The organism is Microbacterium sp. NPDC077644, assembly GCF_040702785.1.
Taxonomy (GTDB): Bacteria; Actinomycetota; Actinomycetes; order Actinomycetales; family Microbacteriaceae; genus Microbacterium.
This window is the reverse complement of the sequence record NZ_JBFBME010000002.1, coordinates 780493-797822: the sequence shown is the minus strand read 5'-3', so window position 1 is coordinate 797822 and position 17330 is coordinate 780493. Positions and strand designations below refer to the sequence as shown.

Annotated in this window: 15 protein-coding genes; 5 read left to right on the top strand and 10 right to left on the bottom strand. The window is 68.9% G+C overall.

What is annotated here, in order from left to right:
- The first annotated feature begins 26 nt into the window (after positions 1-26).
- Positions 27-1550 carry an ATP-dependent DNA ligase gene (locus tag AB0269_RS10855; protein WP_366211200.1) on the top strand — a complete coding sequence of 508 codons (1524 nt, stop codon included), beginning with the start codon at positions 27-29 and terminating at the stop codon, positions 1548-1550.
- Here the strand turns inward: AB0269_RS10855 and AB0269_RS10850 are convergent.
- Positions 1520-2440, bottom strand: a complete 921-nt coding sequence (locus AB0269_RS10850) for a hypothetical protein (RefSeq protein WP_366211199.1) — start codon at positions 2438-2440, stop codon at positions 1520-1522. The genes AB0269_RS10855 and AB0269_RS10850 overlap by 31 nt on opposite strands.
- A gap of 89 nt (positions 2441-2529) precedes the next feature.
- On the opposite strand from AB0269_RS10850, the gene AB0269_RS10845 reads away from it, so the two are divergent.
- Positions 2530-3996 (top strand): HNH endonuclease signature motif containing protein, encoded by a 1467-nt coding sequence (locus AB0269_RS10845; protein WP_366211198.1) that lies wholly within the window; start codon positions 2530-2532, stop codon positions 3994-3996.
- Positions 3997-4188: 192 nt separating this feature from the next.
- On the opposite strand, the gene AB0269_RS10840 is transcribed toward AB0269_RS10845, so the two are convergent.
- Positions 4189-4764, bottom strand: coding sequence for a helix-turn-helix domain-containing protein (locus AB0269_RS10840; RefSeq protein ID WP_366211197.1), 576 nt, complete (start codon positions 4762-4764; stop codon positions 4189-4191).
- A gap of 65 nt (positions 4765-4829) precedes the next feature.
- Between AB0269_RS10840 and AB0269_RS10835 the strand changes: the two genes are divergently transcribed.
- Positions 4830-5432 carry a biotin transporter BioY gene (locus AB0269_RS10835; protein ID WP_366211195.1) on the top strand — a complete coding sequence of 201 codons (603 nt, stop codon included), beginning with the start codon at positions 4830-4832 and terminating at the stop codon, positions 5430-5432.
- Positions 5433-5582: 150 nt separating this feature from the next.
- Here the strand turns inward: AB0269_RS10835 and AB0269_RS10830 are convergent, their stop codons facing one another.
- Positions 5583-6809: a cobalamin-independent methionine synthase II family protein gene (locus tag AB0269_RS10830; RefSeq protein ID WP_366211194.1), complete on the bottom strand. Its 1227-nt coding sequence runs from the start codon at positions 6807-6809 to the stop codon at positions 5583-5585.
- A 247-nt stretch (positions 6810-7056) separates the two neighbouring features.
- Here AB0269_RS10830 and purL point away from each other — a divergent pair, with 247 nt between their 5' ends.
- Positions 7057-9387, top strand: coding sequence for a phosphoribosylformylglycinamidine synthase subunit PurL (purL, locus tag AB0269_RS10825; protein WP_366211193.1), 2331 nt, complete (start codon positions 7057-7059; stop codon positions 9385-9387).
- Positions 9384-9521: a hypothetical protein gene (locus AB0269_RS10820; RefSeq protein WP_247963415.1), complete on the top strand. Its 138-nt coding sequence runs from the start codon at positions 9384-9386 to the stop codon at positions 9519-9521. Before purL ends, AB0269_RS10820 begins: the two co-directional genes overlap by 4 nt.
- Before the next feature lie 119 nt (positions 9522-9640).
- On the opposite strand, the gene AB0269_RS10815 is transcribed toward AB0269_RS10820, so the two are convergent.
- The 7 genes from AB0269_RS10815 to AB0269_RS10785 form a co-directional block, all read right to left on the bottom strand.
- Complete coding sequence (locus tag AB0269_RS10815; protein ID WP_366211191.1) at positions 9641-10999, bottom strand: mannitol dehydrogenase family protein; 1359 nt, start codon at positions 10997-10999, stop codon at positions 9641-9643.
- A gap of 56 nt (positions 11000-11055) precedes the next feature.
- Entirely contained in the window at positions 11056-11904 is an 849-nt protein-coding gene (locus AB0269_RS10810; protein ID WP_366211468.1) for a carbohydrate ABC transporter permease, read from the bottom strand.
- Between the two features lie 76 nt (positions 11905-11980).
- On the bottom strand, positions 11981-12904 hold the full coding sequence (locus AB0269_RS10805; RefSeq protein ID WP_366211190.1) for a sugar ABC transporter permease: 924 nt from the start codon (positions 12902-12904) through the stop codon (positions 11981-11983).
- Positions 12905-12915: 11 nt separating this feature from the next.
- A complete protein-coding gene (locus tag AB0269_RS10800; protein ID WP_366211189.1) occupies positions 12916-14208 on the bottom strand; it encodes a sugar ABC transporter substrate-binding protein in 1293 nt (430 codons plus the stop codon).
- A 64-nt stretch (positions 14209-14272) separates the two neighbouring features.
- Entirely contained in the window at positions 14273-15268 is a 996-nt protein-coding gene (locus tag AB0269_RS10795) for a Gfo/Idh/MocA family oxidoreductase (RefSeq protein WP_366211188.1), read from the bottom strand.
- Positions 15265-16266, bottom strand: a complete 1002-nt coding sequence (locus AB0269_RS10790) for a Gfo/Idh/MocA family oxidoreductase (RefSeq protein WP_366211187.1) — start codon at positions 16264-16266, stop codon at positions 15265-15267. Before AB0269_RS10790 ends, AB0269_RS10795 begins: the two co-directional genes overlap by 4 nt.
- Positions 16267-16298: 32 nt before the next feature.
- Positions 16299-17303, bottom strand: a complete 1005-nt coding sequence (locus tag AB0269_RS10785; protein WP_366211186.1) for a LacI family DNA-binding transcriptional regulator — start codon at positions 17301-17303, stop codon at positions 16299-16301.
- Positions 17304-17330: the final 27 nt, after the last annotated feature.

The window sequence follows — 17330 nt, the reverse complement described above, 5'->3', positions numbered from 1 at the left end:
TCCGACTCCGGTGCGACAATCTCTCCATGAAGCTCTCCGAGCTCGTCGACACCACCCGCGAGGTCGCGGCGACCACCTCGCGCCTTGCGAAGATCGACGCGCTCGCGCGTTCGCTTCGGGATGCTGCGCCCGATGAGCTCCCGGCGCTCATCGGGTTGCTGCTCGCATCTCCGCGACAGGGGCGCCTCGGCGTCGGTTGGCGCGGTATCGCGGCGCTGGAGGTCACGCACGCGACCGACGCGACCCTGACGATCGCCGACGTCGACCAGGCGCTCGACGAGCTCGCGCACGCCTCCGGCGCCGGATCCGCCGGCGCGCGATCAGAGACGCTGCGTGCTCTCGCGAGCGCAGCCACCGCCGAAGAATGGGACTTCCTCACCCGCGCCATGCTCGGCGAGCTCCGCACCGGGGCGCTCGGCGGTGTCCTGCTGGACGCGATCGCCCGAGCATCCGATCGTCCGCCTGCAACCGTGCGACGAGCGGCGATGCTGTCCGGCGACCTCGGCACCACCGCCGTCCTCGCCCTCACCGGAACACCCGAGGACCTCGAGAACGTCGGTCTCGAGGTGATGAGACCGGTTCTGCCGATGCTCGCCGGCACCGCCGCCACACCGACCGCCGCGCTCGAGCTCACCGGCGAAGCATCCGTCGAATACAAGCTCGACGGCGCCCGCATCCAGGTGCACCGCCACGGCGACGACGTCGGCGTCTACACCCGCAGCCTCGCCGACATCACCCATCGCGTGCCCGAGATCGTCGACATCGTGCGCGCGCTGCCCGCCCACGACCTCATCCTCGACGGCGAGACGCTCGCGCTCGACGAGGACGGCGGGCCGCGCCCGTTCCAAGAGACCATGTCGCGCTTCGGCGCCGACGTCTCGCGCGAGATCGCGCTGCGCCCCTGGTTCTTCGACCTGCTGCACGTCGACGGGCGTGATCTGCTCGACGAGCCCCTCTCGACTCGGCTCGAAGAACTCGATCGCATCGCCGGCGAATGGCGGATGCCGGGAATCGTCACCGCCGACCCGAATGCAGCCGAAGAGCTCTCCCGCGAAGCCCTCGCCGCCGGGCACGAGGGCGTGCTCGTCAAGGCGATCGACTCTGCCTACACAGCCGGGCGTCGCGGAAAGTCCTGGATCAAAGTCAAGCCCGTCCTCACCTTCGACCTCGTCGTGCTCGGCGCCGAATGGGGATCGGGGCGACGACGCGGCAAGCTCTCAAATCTGCATCTCGGCGCCCGCGACCCGTCGGGGGAGTTCGGCGAGCCCGGCGCGTTCGTCATGGTCGGCAAGACCTTCAAGGGGCTCACCGATGCGCTGCTCGAGTGGCAGACCACCACTTTTCCCGAGTACGAAGCCTCGCGGTCCGACTACGCGGTGCTCCTGCGGCCCGAGATCGTCGTCGAGATCGCGATCGACGGCGTGCAGCGCTCACCGCGCTACCCTGGCGGCATCGCCCTGCGCTTCGCCCGCGTCAAGGGCTACCGCCCCGACAAGACCGCCGCCGAAGCCGACACGATTCAGACGCTGCGGGGGTTGCTGCGGGAGTGATTTCGGCCCACCAGCATCCGCACCACTACGCCGATCACGCCGATCACGAGCGCGACCAGCGCCGGCTGCCACGACACCGCCAGCACCTGCGGGAAAACCTGTATTCCCGCCTCAGCCATCATGCAGAGGTCACCGTCGAACACCCGCGATCCGAGCGCGTACATGATCGCCGTGAACAGCGCCGGCACGACCCACACCGCCAGCAGCCCGACGACCCAGACGATCAGTCGCACGAGCGGACGCACACCGCACCACGCGAACGTCACGCCGACGATGACCCCCGGCAGCCACCACGAGAAGAGCGGGAGGGACGTCCAGCCGCCGATCGCCGGTGTCGCCACGACCGCGAGGCTCACCCAGTTCGCCGCCGGAACCGCCGCGAGCACGATCCCGAGAGCTGCCGGCATCACCGACGCCCGCGAAGTCAGCCACAGTCCGAGCTGCGCGAACAGGATGCCGATGACCACGCCGCCCAGCATCCCGCCGAAGTAGAGCACCTGGCGCGCGTCCGCCGAGCCGTCCCCGATGCCGAGGCCGCCGGCAAGCACCACGAACGCCTGAACCGACACCACCCCGTGCACGAGCAGCACTCCCAGCGCCGCGGCGCCGGCTCGCGGCATCCATCGACGGCGCATCACCCGCATCGCGAGTCCCGCGATGACGCCGCCCATCACGAGCATGACGAACACATTGATCGCGAAGTACTGGCTCAGCGGCAGCAGGGCGAACGGCATGTCGTCCGGTTCGGATACCTCACCGCTCCACAGGTTCTGCAAGGGCAGCCGTAGGCCGTAGGAGAACGCCGGGACCAGCATCACGGCGGCGGACGCGACCCCGATCAGCAGGGACGGCCAGAATCGCGCGCGCGTGGACGGAGCCTCGGGTTCCATGCGGCAAGCGTGGCAGAAGTCCGGCGGATCGGCCGCATATCCGATCGTAGTTTTGTTCGAATGTCGGTGGCCCTCGTGATACTGGAGACATGACCTTCGCAGCCGAGATCACAGCCCGCGCGACAGCGCTGGTCGCGGTGCTCGGGGCTGACGTCGAGTCGCACGACGTGGCGACTCGCGTCGCGCTGCTGAGCGATGCGGATGCCGTCACCCTGGCCGAAACGGCGGCCGCCCTGATGCGCTGCGCCGAGCTCGCGCAGGTGGCGGCCGTCGGGGTGATCGCGGCGCGTTCGACACGGGATGCCGGGCACTCGGGCCTCGCGCAGTCGCGCGGGCACCGCACGGCGCTGTCGCTCGTGCAAGAGCTCACGGGCGCGGGCAAAGCGGATGCTGCGCGCAAGGTGCGCGTCGGTGAATCACTGCTGAGCGTGCCGGAGCCGGTGGTCGACGAAATCGTCGGCACTGCAAGCGAGAAGTCGCCGCCGCCGGCATGGGATGCTGCGCTCGGCGCGGCGCTGCTCACGCAGACGATCACGGCGGCGCAGAACGACGCCATCCGGCAGGGGCTCGGGGAGCCTGTGGTTGCGGAGGATGCTGATGATTCAGCAGCCGAGGCGGCGGCTGCGGCATGGGCGCTCGCGGCAAAGCAGTTGATCGCGGAAGCTGCGACGGTGTCGCTGGACGAGCTTCGACAGACCGCGAGGTCCGTGCGGGACCGGCTCGACCCGGACGGCGCGCATCGCCGTTTCCTGGAGAGGTTCGAGCGGCGAAGCGTCCGGCTGTGGATGGATGCCGACGGCAACCGGCGCGGATCATTCCTCTTCGACGACGAGGGCTGGCTCCTGGCGCAGACGATGCGCGACAACGCTCTGCGCCCGCGGCGCGGCGGGCCGCGTTTCGTCGACTCAGCGGAGCGCGAACGCGCCGCCGACCTCACCGCCGACGAGCGGACCAACGACCAGCTCGCGTACGACCTGTTCCTCGATGTGCTGAGGGCCGGAACACTGGCAGACGCCGAGACCGTGTTCGGCACCCGGCAGGCCGGCGTCAGGCTCGTGCGCGTCGTCGACGCATCGACATCGCACACCGAAGACGGCCTGACGACGCTGCCCGCCGCTGTCGCCGACCAGCACGTCTGCGACAGCGGATACGTCCCGGTCACGGTCGACGGATGCGGCAATCCTCTCGATGTCGGTCGCGAACAGCGCCTGTTCACGACGCGACAGCGCATCGGGCTCGCCCTGCGCGACGGCGGCTGCATGTGGCGAGGGTGCGACCGGCCGTCCTCGTACTGCGAAGCGCACCACATCGACGAATGGAGTGCCGACGGCGGTCGGACCGACATCGATCGCGGGATCCTGCTGTGCCGGTTCCACCATATGAACCTGCACCACCGCGGGTGGCGGATCACCCGTGACGGGAAGGGCGACTTCGTCCTCCATCCACCCGGTGACAGAGTGCGCGAAGAGGCGATCATTCTGCAAAGACGCCTTCCGCTCACATATGCGTGGGCGGGGATCGATCCGCCGCCGCGAAGATTCCGCCCGGCCGGGTGAGCCGGGGGCTGGAGGGGTGAACGCGTCTGATCGGGTGTCGCGCGAGCGAGGCGTGGGAGACCGTCGACCAGGCCCGCGAGGCCACCCGCGCCTTGCTGCGCCTGCAGAACCCGCCGACGGCCCTCTTCTGCGCCAACAACCGCAACGCCATCGGCGCACTCAAGGGGTCGCGGGCACCGCGCGGCGGCGCGGTCAGGCGATGGATGCCGCCGCGCGCACCCCGGCGACGACCATCGCGAGTCCGGCCTCGAAGCCGTCCGGTCGCGTGCCGATGCCGGCTGGGGTCAGGTCGACGGAGGAATCTGCAGCCCCCACGATCGCCGCGTGCACGCGCTGCTGCTCGTGGAACGTGCAGCCGATGACGTAGTGCACGACCGTGTCGGCGGCGACCTCTGCGGTTGCGGCGTCCAGCCCCGCAGCCTGCGCGGCCGAGACGAGGTCGGTCCGCGCCGGGAGCTCGAGCAGCCCGAGCGCGAGCGAGCTCGAGACGATCTCGGCGCCGTCCGGGAACATCAGCAGCCGGTCGCGCAGGGCTCGGGCGACGGCATCCATCCCGCCGCCGGCGGAACCGGCGCCGACGATCTCGGCGCTCACGGCCGCGAGCAGCGCCTGCTTATTCGGGAAGTGCCAGTACAGCGCGCTCACCTGCACGTCGAGCTCGTCGGCGATGCGGCGCATCGAGAGCGCGGGCAGACCTCCGGCGGCGAGCACGCGCATCGCCGCGGCGACGACGCGGTTCTTGTCGTTGCGAACGGATGCCGGAGTCATGCTGCTATCGTACAGAACACCGTTCAGGTGAACACTGTTCAGGTCCTACTTCTCAGGAGGATTCCGTGACCGCACCCGCCACCCCGATCACGCACGTTCCCGTTCTCGCCGATCTCATTCCCGCCGGGTCCCGGCAGCGTGCCCGCGTGCGCGACGTGCTGCTCACGCTCGCCGGCACGGCGTTCATCACGATCGCCGGGTACATCGTCATCCCGCTGTGGTTCACTCCGGTGCCGATCTCGCTGGCCACATTCGCGGTGCTGCTGACCGGCGCTGCTCTTGGGCCGTTGCGCGGAGGCGCGAGCGCGGGCCTGTACCTCGCGATCGGCCTGGTCGGAGTGCCCCTATTCGCGAACGGATCGTCCGGCTGGGCGTTCTCATCGTTCGGCTACATCCTCGGCTACGTCGCCGCGGCACTGCTCGTCGGCATCCTCGCCCGCCGCCGCGCCGACCGGAACGTCTGGCTGACCCTCGGCCTCGCCGCCCTCGGCTCGCTCGTGATCTACGCGTGCGGCATGCCGTGGCTGGCCGCGTTCCTCGGCGTCGACCTGTCTACCGCGCTGGCGCTAGGAGTCGTGCCGTTCCTCATCGGCGACGCGATCAAGATCGCCGCCGTGACCGCGTTGCTTCCGGCCACGTGGCACGTGCTCGATCGCACGCGCCGCTGACGCCCGCGCGCGCCCGCGCGCCACGAGGTCGCCCGCGCCCCGCGAGAGGGGTCGCAGTTGGTCGCCAGGTCACCGCGCACGCGACCATCTGCGACCCCTCCCTGCGCCAGCAGCGACGCGCGAACAGCGACCCCCGCGCCGGCCCGCGAGCTACGCGATGACCGTGGCCGGACGCGACGCGCGACGGGCCCCCTCGCCCAGCGCTTCGAGCTTCGCCCAGGCGATGTCCGGGTGCACGCGTCCGCCCAGGCCGCAGTCGGTCGACGCGATCACACGGTCGGCTCCGACGATGCTGGTGTAGCGCCCGATGCGCTGAGCGACCAGGTCGGGGTGCTCGACGAGGTTGGTCGAGTGGCCGACGACGCCGGGCACCAGCACCAGATCGTCGGGGATCAGGCCGGCGGCCGCGGCATCCGCCCACTGCGCCCACTCGTGCTCGTGACGGGCGTTCGCCGCCTCGAACGAGATCGACCCGACCTTCGCCTGCAGCACGACCGGAAGGATGTGGCGCACGTCGATGTCGGTGGAGTGCGGTCCGTGCCATGAGCCCCAACAGAGGTGCAGGCGCACCTGCTCCTTCGGCAGGGCTTCGATCGCCCGGTTGATCGCCTCGACCCGGATGCTGGTGAACTCCTGGTACTCGGCGACAGACGGTTCGGGGTTGATCTGGTCCCAGTTCTCGGCGAGCGACGGGTCGTCGAGCTGCAGGATGAGGCCGGCGTCGGTGATGGCGCGGTACTCCTCGCGCAGCGCATCGGCCCAGGCATCGATGTGCGCCTCGTCGGTCGGGTAGAAGTCGTTGCGGACGCGCGAGGCAGAGCCCGGCGCGATCGCGGTGAGGAAGCCGGTCTCCCCCTCGTGGAGCGCGGCGTGCAGGTGTGCGACGTCGGCGGCGACGGCATCCTGACCGCGATACGAGAGCGCACCGGTCGTGGTCGGGAAGGCGGTCGCGGTGCGGCCCGTGCCGATCCCCGCCTCGGGGTCTGCGTACGCGTCGGCGAAGGCCTGGCGGTCGCGACGGTCGAGGAAGCTCGTGAGCACGATGTTGCCTGGTGTGGACTGCCGAGCGGGCTCATTGAACGCGTTGACCTCGGTGAGCGAGAGACCGTTCACGCGCTGGAACGAGTAGCCCCACCAGGCTCCGTAGTCCACGGGGCTGGACGATGCCTTGCCGAACTCGCCGTCGCCGGGCTGCGTGATGCCCACGCGCCGCTGCCGCTCGACGACGTCGGCCACGGCCTCGCCGACCAGCGCCTCGAACTCCGGCGTGGACTCGAGCGTGAAGCCGTCATCCGCGAACGAGCGGGCCGCGTTGGCGTCGAGCAGGGCTTGGGTGCGCGGCAGGCTGCCGGCGGTGGTCGTCTGGATCTCGGTCACGATCGGGCTCCTTCACAGCGTGAGTCCCCAATCTACGAAACACACCGGCAGCCGCACACATCTCGTGTCGCTCGGTGACGTCGCCACGGCCGCCCAGCCGCCCAGCCGCGAGAATTGCCCACCGCGACGAGACTTGCCGTGCGAGCACGATTCTCACGCGGCAGGGCAATTCTCAGCGAGACTCACCGCCGGTCGGCCCAAGTAGACTGAGACCGCCCCGCCAGCCCTCTCGCCACTTGGAGCGCGCGTGACCACCGCCCCCGAAGCATCCGCTCGTCAGCACGTCCCCGACTCCGTCTCGAACGCCGAGGCGACCCCCGAGAAGGAGCAGCCCTACGGCGCGCTCGGCCTCAAGGACGACGAGTACGCCCGCATCCGCGAGATCCTCGGCCGCCGCCCCACGAGCGGCGAGCTGGCCATGTACTCGGTGATGTGGTCGGAGCACTGCTCGTACAAGAGCTCGAAGAATTACCTCAAGAGATTCGGCCAGAAGGTCTCGGACGAGATGCGCGAGCGCCTCATGGTCGGCATGGGCCAGAACGCCGGCGTCATCGACGTGGGCGAGGGCTGGGCCGTCACGTTCAAGGCCGAGTCGCACAACCACCCGAGCTTCATCGAGCCGTTCCAGGGTGCAGCGACCGGTGTCGGCGGCATCGTCCGCGACATCATCTCGATGGGCGCGCGCCCGGTCGCGGTCATGGACGCCCTCCGCTTCGGTGCGATCGACCACCCCGACACCGCCCGCGTCGTGCACGGCGTCACCGCCGGCATCAGCTTCTACGGCAACTGCCTGGGCCTGCCCAACATCGGCGGCGAGACGGTCTTCGACTCCGTCTACCAGGCCAACCCGCTGGTCAACGCCCTCGCGGTCGGCGTCCTCCGCCACGAGGACCTCAAGCTCGCGAACGCCGAGGGCGTCGGCAACAAGGTCGTCCTGTTCGGTGCGCGCACCGGCGGCGACGGCATCGGCGGCGCCAGCATCCTGGCATCCGACTCCTTCGACGACGGCGGCCCCACCAAGCGCCCCGCCGTGCAGGTCGGCGACCCGTTCGCCGAGAAGGTCCTCATCGAGTGCTGCCTCGAGCTGTACCGGGGCGAGCTCGTCGAGGCCATCCAGGACCTCGGCGCCGCCGGCATCTCGTGCGCCACCAGCGAGCTCGCCGCCAACGGCAACTCGGGCATGCACGTCTCGCTCGACAACGTCCTGCTGCGCGACCCCACCCTGACCGCTGAGGAGATCCTCATGTCGGAGTCGCAGGAGCGCATGATGGCCATCGTCGCCCCCGAGAAGCTCGACGCCTTCATGGCGGTCGTGAACAAGTGGGACGTCGAGACGAGCGTGCTCGGCGAGGTCACCGGCGACGGCCGCCTCGTCATCGACTGGCAGGGCGAGCGCATCGTCGACGTCGACCCGTCGACGGTGGCGGTCGACGGTCCGGTCTACGACCGTCCGGTCGCCTACCCGACGTGGATCGACGCACTGCAGGCGGATGCCGCCGAGCTGCTGCCCCGCACGGACGACGGCGATGTGCTGCGCGAGCAGTTCCTCCGTCTGGTCGGCTCCCCGAACCTCGCCGACACCCGCTGGATCACGAACCAGTACGACTACTACGTGCTCGGCAACACCGCCCTCGCGTTCCCCGACGACGCCGGCATGATCCGCGTCGACGAAGAATCCGGCCTCGGCTTCGCGATCTCCACCGACGCGAACGGCCGCTACTGCCAGCTCGACCCGTACGCGGGCGCGCAGCTGGCCCTCGCCGAGGCCTACCGCAACGTCGCCGTCACCGGCGCCGAGCCCACCGCGATCACGGACTGCCTGAACTTCGGATCCCCCGAGAACCCCGAGGTCATGTGGCAGTTCGGGCAGACGGTCGACGGCCTCGCCGACGGATGCTACGAGCTGGGCACCCCGGTCACCGGCGGCAACGTCTCGTTCTACAACCAGACCGGCGACGTCCCGATCCACCCGACTCCGCTCGTCGGCGTGCTCGGCATCATCGACGACGTCTCGCGCCGCATCCCGTCCGGATGGCAGGACGAGGGCCAGAACATCTACCTGCTCGGCACCACCCAGACCGAGCTGTCGGGCTCGGCCTGGGCCGACGTCGTCCATGACCACCTCGGCGGACTCCCGCCGAAGGTCGACCTCGCCGCCGAGAAGACCCTCGCCGGGCTCATCGGCGCGGCCCGCGACGAGTGGCTCATCTCCTCCGCGCACGACGTGTCCGAGGGCGGCCTCGCGCAGGCCCTCGCCGAGGGCGTCATGCGCTTCGGCGTCGGCGCGCGCGTCTGGCTGACCGAGCTCATGGAGCGCGACGGTGTGGATGCCGCATCCGCTCTCTTCTCGGAGTCGACCGGCCGCGTCATCGTGACCGTCCCCCGCGAGGAGGATGTGAAGTTCCGCGGCCTCTGCGAGGGACGCGGCTACCCCGTGCTGCGCATCGGCGTCACCGACACCGTCGCCGACCTCGAGGTCACCGGCCTCTTCACGGTCAGCGCCGACGAACTGCGCGAGACCTCGCAGGCGACCCTGCCCGCGGCCTTCGGCCCGACCGTCGCGGAGGCTGTGGCTTGAGCGAGCCGAGCGAGGATTACGGCGACCTCGGCGAGCGCCGCAACAGGCGCATCCGCGCGATCGCGTGGGTGACGATCATCGCGCTCATCCTCGTCGGCGGCGGCTCGACCGTCATCAGCCTGCTGTTGGGCTGATTCGCAACACGTAAGAAGGCGGGCATCCCCGACGGGGTGCCCGTCTTCTTCGTGAAGTCAACTCCCCAGATCGCCGCACGTCACGGTCGCGATCCGCTGCGCGGAGTCGCGCACGACCATCAGCCGATGACCGCGCCTTCGCCGGCATGCGCGCGGACCCGCGCCAGGCTGTGCGGGTCGTCCGCCAGCTCCGGCGAGGTCAGGCTCAGCAGTGCTCTGACCGGATCCTCGGATGCTGCACGCAGGGCGAGCTCGTCGGCGGCGACGTCGTCGAGCTCACGCCCCCTCGCACACTCGCCCCGCACGAACCGGATCCACGCGGCGATCACACGAAGACCCGCATCGCCCGTGCCGCCTGCAGCCCGCACGCGCAGTACCGGGTCGGCGATCCGAACGCGCAGCTTGACGCTGCCGTCGGCGGCGATCTGGCGCAGCTGATGAACGATCGCCGGATTCTCGAACCGGGTCACCAGGGCAGCCCGGTACGCATCCACGGCGAGCTCGGCGTCAAACGTACGGAGAATCGACTCATCGAGGTCCCAGAGATCGTTCACCATCGATGCACAGATCGGATCCGCCATCGCGGCGGCAACGGTGTCATGCTCACGGAGTATCCCCGCGTAGGCGAGCAGCGAGTGCGCCCCGTTCAACATCCAGAGCTTGCGGCTCTCGAAGGGTGCGATCTCCTCGACGAACTCCGCTCCCGCGGTCTCCCACGACGGGCGGGCCGCTCGAAACTCTCCGCTGAGGATCCAGCTCGAGAACGGCTCGGTGACGACCGGGGAACGATCCACGTACCGGCAGTTCTCCTCGACGATGGCGATGTCGCGCGCGGTCGTGCGCGGGGTGATCCTGTCGATCGACGTCTCGATCCAATCGACGCCGGCATCCAGCCATGCGGGCGCAGAACCGTGCACGGCCGTCGCGACGCCCTCGATCGCGGCGCGAGCTGCCGCTCCGTTACCCGGCAGGTTGTCACAGGAGACGACAGCGATCATCGCATCGTCGCGTCGGGCGAAACGCCCGTCCAGCGCCCAGAACAGACGCGCCGGCATCGTCCGAAGCGCGCCGTCGGTCACATCACCACCGCGCGACGCCGCCTGCAGCATGGCGAGGTCCGCGCGGACATCGGCATCGCCCGGGTCGAGCGTGCCGTCCGGGCCCAATCGGTATCCCTTCTCCGTCACGGTGAGCGTCACGACCGTCACCGCGGGTTCGCTCACCAGCCGGCGCAGCACCGTCGTCTCCGACGCATCGCGCGTCTCGACGATGGAGCCGACGATCTCAAAGCTGTCATGCGCGGCGCCACGCTCGACGAGGGTGTACACGCCGTCCTGCTCTGCGAGCACGCGCGCCGCCTCGGGACTGCGACCGGTGAAAGCGGCGATCCCCCACTCGGAGGCATCCGCCGAGCGGGCCGTGTACCAGGCCTGATGCGCGCGGTGGAAGGCCCCGAGACCCAGGTGAACGATCCGCACGGGCGGACGGGGAAGGTCCCCCCGGCCAAGCCGAGAGGACCCGAGAAGCGCTGCGCTCACTTCATCCCCGTCGTCGCGATTCCTCGCACCAAGTACTTCTGGCCGAAGATGAACGCCAGGAAGACCGGGATGATCGAGACGATCGACATCGCGAACAGCGGACCCCACGAGCTCTGTCCCTGCGAATCGAGGAACGCACGCAGTGCGGGCTGCACCGTGTACGACTCGGGCGAGGTGAGGTAGATCACCTGGCTGAAGAAGTCGTTCCACGTCCAGATGAAGGTGAAGATCGCCGTCGTCGCAAGCGCCGGAGTCATGAGTGGCAGCAGGATCTGCGTGAAGGTGCGGAAGTGACCGCAGCCGTCGATGCGCGCGGCCTCGTCGAGCTCACGCGGCAGACCGCGGATAAACTGCACCATGAGGAAGATGAAGAAGGCATCCGTCGCGAAAAACTTCGGGATGATCAATGGCAGCACCGTGTTCACCCAGCCGACCGAGTTGAACATGATGTACTGCGGAACGATGATCACCTGCAGCGGCAGCATGATCGTCAGAAGCATGAGCCCGAACATCCACTTGCTGCCGCGGAACGTCAACCGGGCGAACGCGTAGGCCGCGAGTGAGCAGGAGATGAGGTTGCCGACGATCGCACCGAGCACGACGACGGCCGAGTTCAGCAGGTAGCGGCCGAAGGGGTGTGAGAGTGCGTCCCAGCCGAGCGTGTAGTTCTCGAGCGTGAAGCCCTCCAGTGAGAGCCCCGGCGAGCTGAAGATGTCCTCCGTGGGGCGGAACGAGCTCACGAGCATCCAGAGCAGTGGGTACAGCATGAGCAGTCCCAGCAGCGAGAGACCGAAATGCTTGAGCACAGAGCGGATGCGCGATCCCGCGGTGCGTGTGATGCGCATCGGACGCGGATCCGTCGATCCCGTGACGATCAGCCGCGTTGCCGAGCCCTCGTCGACAGCGCCTGTTTTCGCGGTCTCAGTCTTCATAGAACACCCACCATTTCGAGATCCAGAAGTTCAGGGCCGTCACTGCCGCGACGATGAGCAGCAGCAGCCAGGCCATCGCCGAGGCGTAGCCCATCTGGAAGCCCGGGAAGCCCTTCTGGTAGAGGTACAGCGTGAAGAACAGCGTGGCGTCCGAGGGGCCGCCTGTTCCGTTCGAGACCACGAAGGCCTGTGTGAAGGTCTGGAACGCTCCGATGATCTGCAGCACCAGGTTGAAGAAGATGATGGGCGACAGCAGCGGAAGCGTGATGGCGCCGAATCGACGCAGGGGCCCTGCACCGTCGACCTGTGCGGCCTCGTAGTACATGCGCGGGATGTTGCGCAGGCCCGCGAGGAAGATCACGAGCGGCGAGCCGAAGGTCCAGATGTGCAGCAGGACGAGCGTGCCGAGCGCCGTGTCGGGACTGGCGATCCAGCTGGCACCCTCAACCCCGAACATCGCGAGCACCTGGTTGACGAGTCCGTCTGCGCCGAACATCTGCCGCCACAGCACCGCGATCGCGACCGATGCTCCGAGCATCGATGGCAGGTAGAAGGCAGAGCGGTAGAACGACATGCCGCGCATGCCACGGTCGAGAAGCATCGCGAGTGCGAGAGCGACGATCAGCTGCAACGGCACGGCGATCGCGACGTACGTGAAGGTCACGCCGATCGAGTGGTGCAGGCGCTCGTCCTGCAGCATCATCTCGTAGTTCTTGGTGCCGATCCAGGTGGGCGGCTGCAGCAGGTTGTACTGCGTGAAAGAGAGGAAGAACGACGCGATCACGGGCCCGATCGTGAAGGCGAGCATGCCGATGATCCACGGCGTGAGGAACCCGTAGGCCGCGAGGGAGTCCCGCCACCCCCTCCCGCGCTTGGCGCGGGAGGGGGTGCGAGTGAGGGTGGTGTCTGTCACAAGAGGATCCGTCAGCCGGCGGCCGTCAACAGGTCGCTGAGTTCGGTGTGCACGCGCTCGGATGCCTGCGCGGGAGTCAGCGTCCCGAAAAGCACATCCGAGATGCCTCGCTGGATCACCTGGTCGTACGTGCCGCCACCGACAGCGGGCACAGACGGTGCCTTGCCGAGGGCGTCGGCGTTGTCGACGGTGAAGGCGATGAGGCGCTGTTCGGGGTCGCTGACCTTGTCGGCGATGTACTCGCGGATGCTCGTGTTCAGCGGCAGACCCCGCTCGGCGAGCAGCTCATCGGCCGCCGCCTCGTCATTGAGCAGGAAGTCGATGAGCTTGGCCGACTCGACAGGGTGCTTCGTTCCGGCCGAGATCGCGTAGTACATCGCCCCGCGAAGGTAGAGGCCCGACTCCTTGCTGTCGGTGGGCATGCGCAGCAGGTCCAGCTCAGACCCGAGCGATCCCTCGATCGTGGTCAGCAGGTTCGACCAGGCGAAACCCATCGCGCTCTTGCCGGTGGCGATGCCCCACTGGTCGGGCGAGAGCACCATCTGCTCAGTGATGACCGAGGCCGCCGGGGCCGCACCCGATGTCGACAGATCCGAGGCGAGCTCGAAGAATCCGGTCAGGCCGTCCTTGTCGAATCCGACCTTGCCGTCTGCGGTGAACAGCGAGTCGCCGTGCTGCAGCAGCCAGGCGTTGGTCACCGGGTCTCCGATGATCGAATCCGTGCCGACCGCGCCGACGCCGGCCTTGGTGAGATCCACCGCGACCTGCACGTAGTCCTCCCACGACCAGGTGCTGTCGTCCGGCATCTCGATGCCTGCGGCTTCGAAGAGCGCCGGGTTGGCGAGCACAGCCGGGAAGTTGGCTCCCGCCTGCAGCGCGTAGAGCTTTCCGTCGACCTCGCCGCTCGCGACGCCGCCCTCGTCAAGACCCGAGAAATCGATCTCCGCGCGGTCGTCGAGCGGCAGCAGCACGCCTCGACCGGCGTACTCCGCAAGGTAGGCGTCGCTCATCTGCATGACGTCGGGGGCGTTGCCACCGGCGGTCTGCGTCGCCAGGCGATCCCAGTAGCCGCCCCAGTCGCCGAACTCGGCCTCCACCGTGATGCCCGGATTGGCCTCCTCGAACGCGTCGATCGCCGCCTGCGTGGCCGTGTGGCGTGCATCCGAACCCCACCAGGCGAAGCGCAGCGTCACGTCGCCGCCTTCTTCTGTGGCGGGCGTCGAGCTGCCCGCGCAGCCGGCGAGTGCCAGGCTCACTGCGGTCACGCCTGCGAGAGCGATGCTGAGTCGTGCTGTGCGCTTCATGCTTCTACCTCCATCGGTAGCGGTGGTGGGGAATCCACCACCGGGTGGGTATGGTGTCGGGATTTCAGATGAGGGAGACGGCACGGCCGGTCTCGGCCGATTCGTAGATGCCGAGGACGGATGCCAGTGCACGGCGGCCGTCCTCGATGCCGATGGCCGGCGCGCGGTTCTCGGCGATGGCTGAGAGAAGGTCGACGTACTGTGCCCGGTGCGCCCAGTCGATCGTCGACCAGCCGTCGGGAGCCGTGTCATCGACGACCACCTCCTCGTCGGCGAAGCGCATCGTGAGGCGCCCGTCGGCGATCGTGGCTGATCCTTCGTTGCCGAATACCGACAGCCGAACACCACTTTCGGGGAAGGCGGCGGTCGAGGCGAAGGCAGTGCCGACGGCACCGGAGCGGAATGCGATCGCCGCGCCGACGACGTCTTCGACCTCGATACGCTCATGCGCCACGCATGCAGATGCCGCACTGACGCTCGCCGGGTCACCGAGGAACCAGAGCAGCAGGTCGAGAGCGTGGACGCCCTGATTCATCAGTGCGCCACCGCCGTCGTACTCGCGGGTGCCGCGCCAGTCACCCGAGTCGTAGTAGGACTGGGCCCGGAAGAAGGGCGACTCGACGGTGCCTCCGGTCAGTTTTCCGAGCGTTCCGCCATCGATCGCCTCACGCAGGGCCTGCGAAGTCGGGAGGAAGCGACGCTGACTGACCACTCCGACGATACGGTCGTGCACACGGGTCGCATCGGCCAGGCGGGCTGCGGCCTCGAGCGTGATGTCGATGGGCTTCTCGACGAGAACGTGAGAGCCGCGTTCGAGCGCGGCGATCGCGAGATCCGCGTGCCCGGCGCTGACCGTGCAGATGCTCACGAGGTCGGGGATCTCATCGCCCAGCTCGTCGAGCGACACCGCGACCCGAGCACCCCGCGGTTCCGCGAGGGCGGCGGCGCGATCGAGGTTCGCATCGATGACGACACTGACCCGCGCGCCCTCGATCGAGTCGATGAGGCGCGCGTGCACGCCGCCGATGAATCCGGCTCCGATGATGGCGATGTCGATCATGCGGAGTGCTCCCAAGTGAGTTCGATCCCACCGGAGCGGGCGCTCTGCTCGGCGAGCAGGGCGATGCGGGTGGCCAGAATCGCGTCACTCGTGGCCTCGGCCGCGCGCTCGCCTCCAGCCAGCAGCGCGTCGAGGGCGTCTTCTGCGGGACGACGGCCGGCGTCGAGGGCCACATCGTGGCGCGCCTGGGTCGCGGTGGTGAGCTCACAGCGGCCACGACCCCAGTAGAGCTCCGCGGTGCCCTCGGTGCCCACGACGCGCATGCGGTAGTCGCCGTGGATCTCGGATCCTGCGGGGGTGAGCCAATCGACTTCGGCGCTGAGCACGGGGCTTCCACTCTCGCCCCCGAACGAGACCGTCGCCCCGCCCTGCAGGTGGAAGCCGGTGTCGATCTGCGGACCGAGCCAGCCGCGGACGGTTCCGCGGGTGGCGCCCGTCACCTGCAGCGCGATGTCGACATCGTGCACGAGCAGGTCGGCGAGGATGCCACCGTAGCGGGCGGGATCGAGGAACCAGGGAGCGCGCACATCGCGCAGGAGCTTATGCGGCGCCCATGACGAGAAGGCGACGGGCTGACCAATTTCTCCTGAACGAAGCGCCGCCTGCAGCGCGAGCGTCTCCGGGTAGGTGCGCTTCTCCAGCATGAGCGCGACCTTGCGCCCGGTGCGCCCGCAGGCCTCGACGATCTGGTCGAGCTCGTCGAGGGTGATGCACAGCGGCTTGTCGCAGAGCACGTCGGCGCCGGAACCGAGGGCGGCGATCACGGTGGCGGCGCGCTCGCTGTACACGCCGGCGCAGACGACGATCTCCGGGCCGAGCGCGAGCAGCGCGTCGAGCGACTCGGCCACGGGTGCGCCGAAGGGCTCGGCGATGCGCGCCGCCGCTTCACGGTCTGCGTCGAAGACGCCGAGCAGGGAAAGGTCTTGTCGCGCCCGCAGCTCTGCGGTGGCGTAGTCGACGTGAGAGTGGGCCACGCCGGCGATCACGATGCCTGTCATGTCGGCATTGTGTCATGCAACCGGTTGCAGTGTCAACGTGCGTGTTGACGCACCGCCGAGACACTCGCCCGATGCACCAGATGACCCGCGATCGCGGTGCGCTGCTCCGGGTGCTCGCCGTCGATGAGCGCGAGCAGCGTGTCGAGCGCGGCCGCACCGCTCGCCGCCGATCCGCCGGAGATCGTCGTGAGCGCCGGGAACGTCGTCGCCGCGAGCACATCGTCACACCCGATGACGCTGAAATCCGCTGGCACCTCGCGACCGAGCGTCGCGAAACCGGCGAGCACCCCATGGGCGATGACATCGTCGAAGGCGATCGCCGCCGTCGCCCCCGTCGCGATCATGGAGCCGACGCACTCGCGGCCCGCCTCGTAGCTGGGGCGCCCGAGTTCGAGCACCGAGAGCGCGAGCCCCGCATGCGAGGCGGCCTGCACGACGGCAGCCCTGCGCTGCTGATCCGCCCACGACTCGGGCGGACCCGCGAGGTACGCGATGGCCCGGTGCCCCAGAGCGGTGAGCAGTTCGACCGCCTCGCGCACACCGGTCGCCGCATCGACCAGAACCCGATGCACGCCCGGAATGTCGCGATTGATCAGCACCGTGGGCACTCGCTCAGCGAGCTCGCGGATCTGCGCATCGGGAAGGCGCGGGGAAGCGAGCACGAAGCCGTCCACCTGCTTCTCGAGCCGGTCGACCAGGACGCGCTCACGCGAGGCGCTCTCGTCGGTGTCGCCAAGGAACACGGCGAGCTCCGCCCGCTCGGCCCCCGACTCGACGGCCCGGACGAGCGGAGGGAAGAAGGGGTTGGCGATGTCAGGAACGATGACCGCGATGTTCGCCGTTCGCCCTGTCGAGAGCGCGCGAGCACGGGGATCCGCCGTGTAACCGAGCTCTGCGGCGATCCGCCGAATGCGATCGACGTTCTCCGGCCTGATCAGCTCGGGGCGACTGAAAGCGCGGGAGGCGGTCGACTTTGACACACCCGCGGCCGCGGCGACATCAGCCAGAGTCGCCGTGCCGTTGCGTTTCGAGGTCATGCGTCAACGATAGTGGGGATTCGACAG

Bases quoted from the DNA above. Each gene is read 5' to 3' on its own strand.
- AB0269_RS10790 (WP_366211187.1), bottom strand. From the start codon at position 16,266: ATGACAGGCATCGTGATCGCCGGCGTGGCCCACTCTCACGTCGACTAC.
- AB0269_RS10785 (WP_366211186.1), bottom strand. From the start codon at position 17,303: ATGACCTCGAAACGCAACGGCACGGCGACTCTGGCTGATGTCGCCGCG.
- AB0269_RS10800 (WP_366211189.1), bottom strand. From the start codon at position 14,208: ATGAAGCGCACAGCACGACTCAGCATCGCTCTCGCAGGCGTGACCGCA.
- AB0269_RS10850 (WP_366211199.1), bottom strand. From the start codon at position 2,440: ATGGAACCCGAGGCTCCGTCCACGCGCGCGCGATTCTGGCCGTCCCTG.
- AB0269_RS10810 (WP_366211468.1), bottom strand. From the start codon at position 11,904: ATGCGCATCACACGCACCGCGGGATCGCGCATCCGCTCTGTGCTCAAG.
- AB0269_RS10845 (WP_366211198.1), top strand. From the start codon at position 2,530: ATGACCTTCGCAGCCGAGATCACAGCCCGCGCGACAGCGCTGGTCGCG.
- AB0269_RS10855 (WP_366211200.1), top strand. From the start codon at position 27: ATGAAGCTCTCCGAGCTCGTCGACACCACCCGCGAGGTCGCGGCGACC.
- AB0269_RS10840 (WP_366211197.1), bottom strand. From the start codon at position 4,764: ATGACTCCGGCATCCGTTCGCAACGACAAGAACCGCGTCGTCGCCGCG.
- AB0269_RS10795 (WP_366211188.1), bottom strand. From the start codon at position 15,268: ATGATCGACATCGCCATCATCGGAGCCGGATTCATCGGCGGCGTGCAC.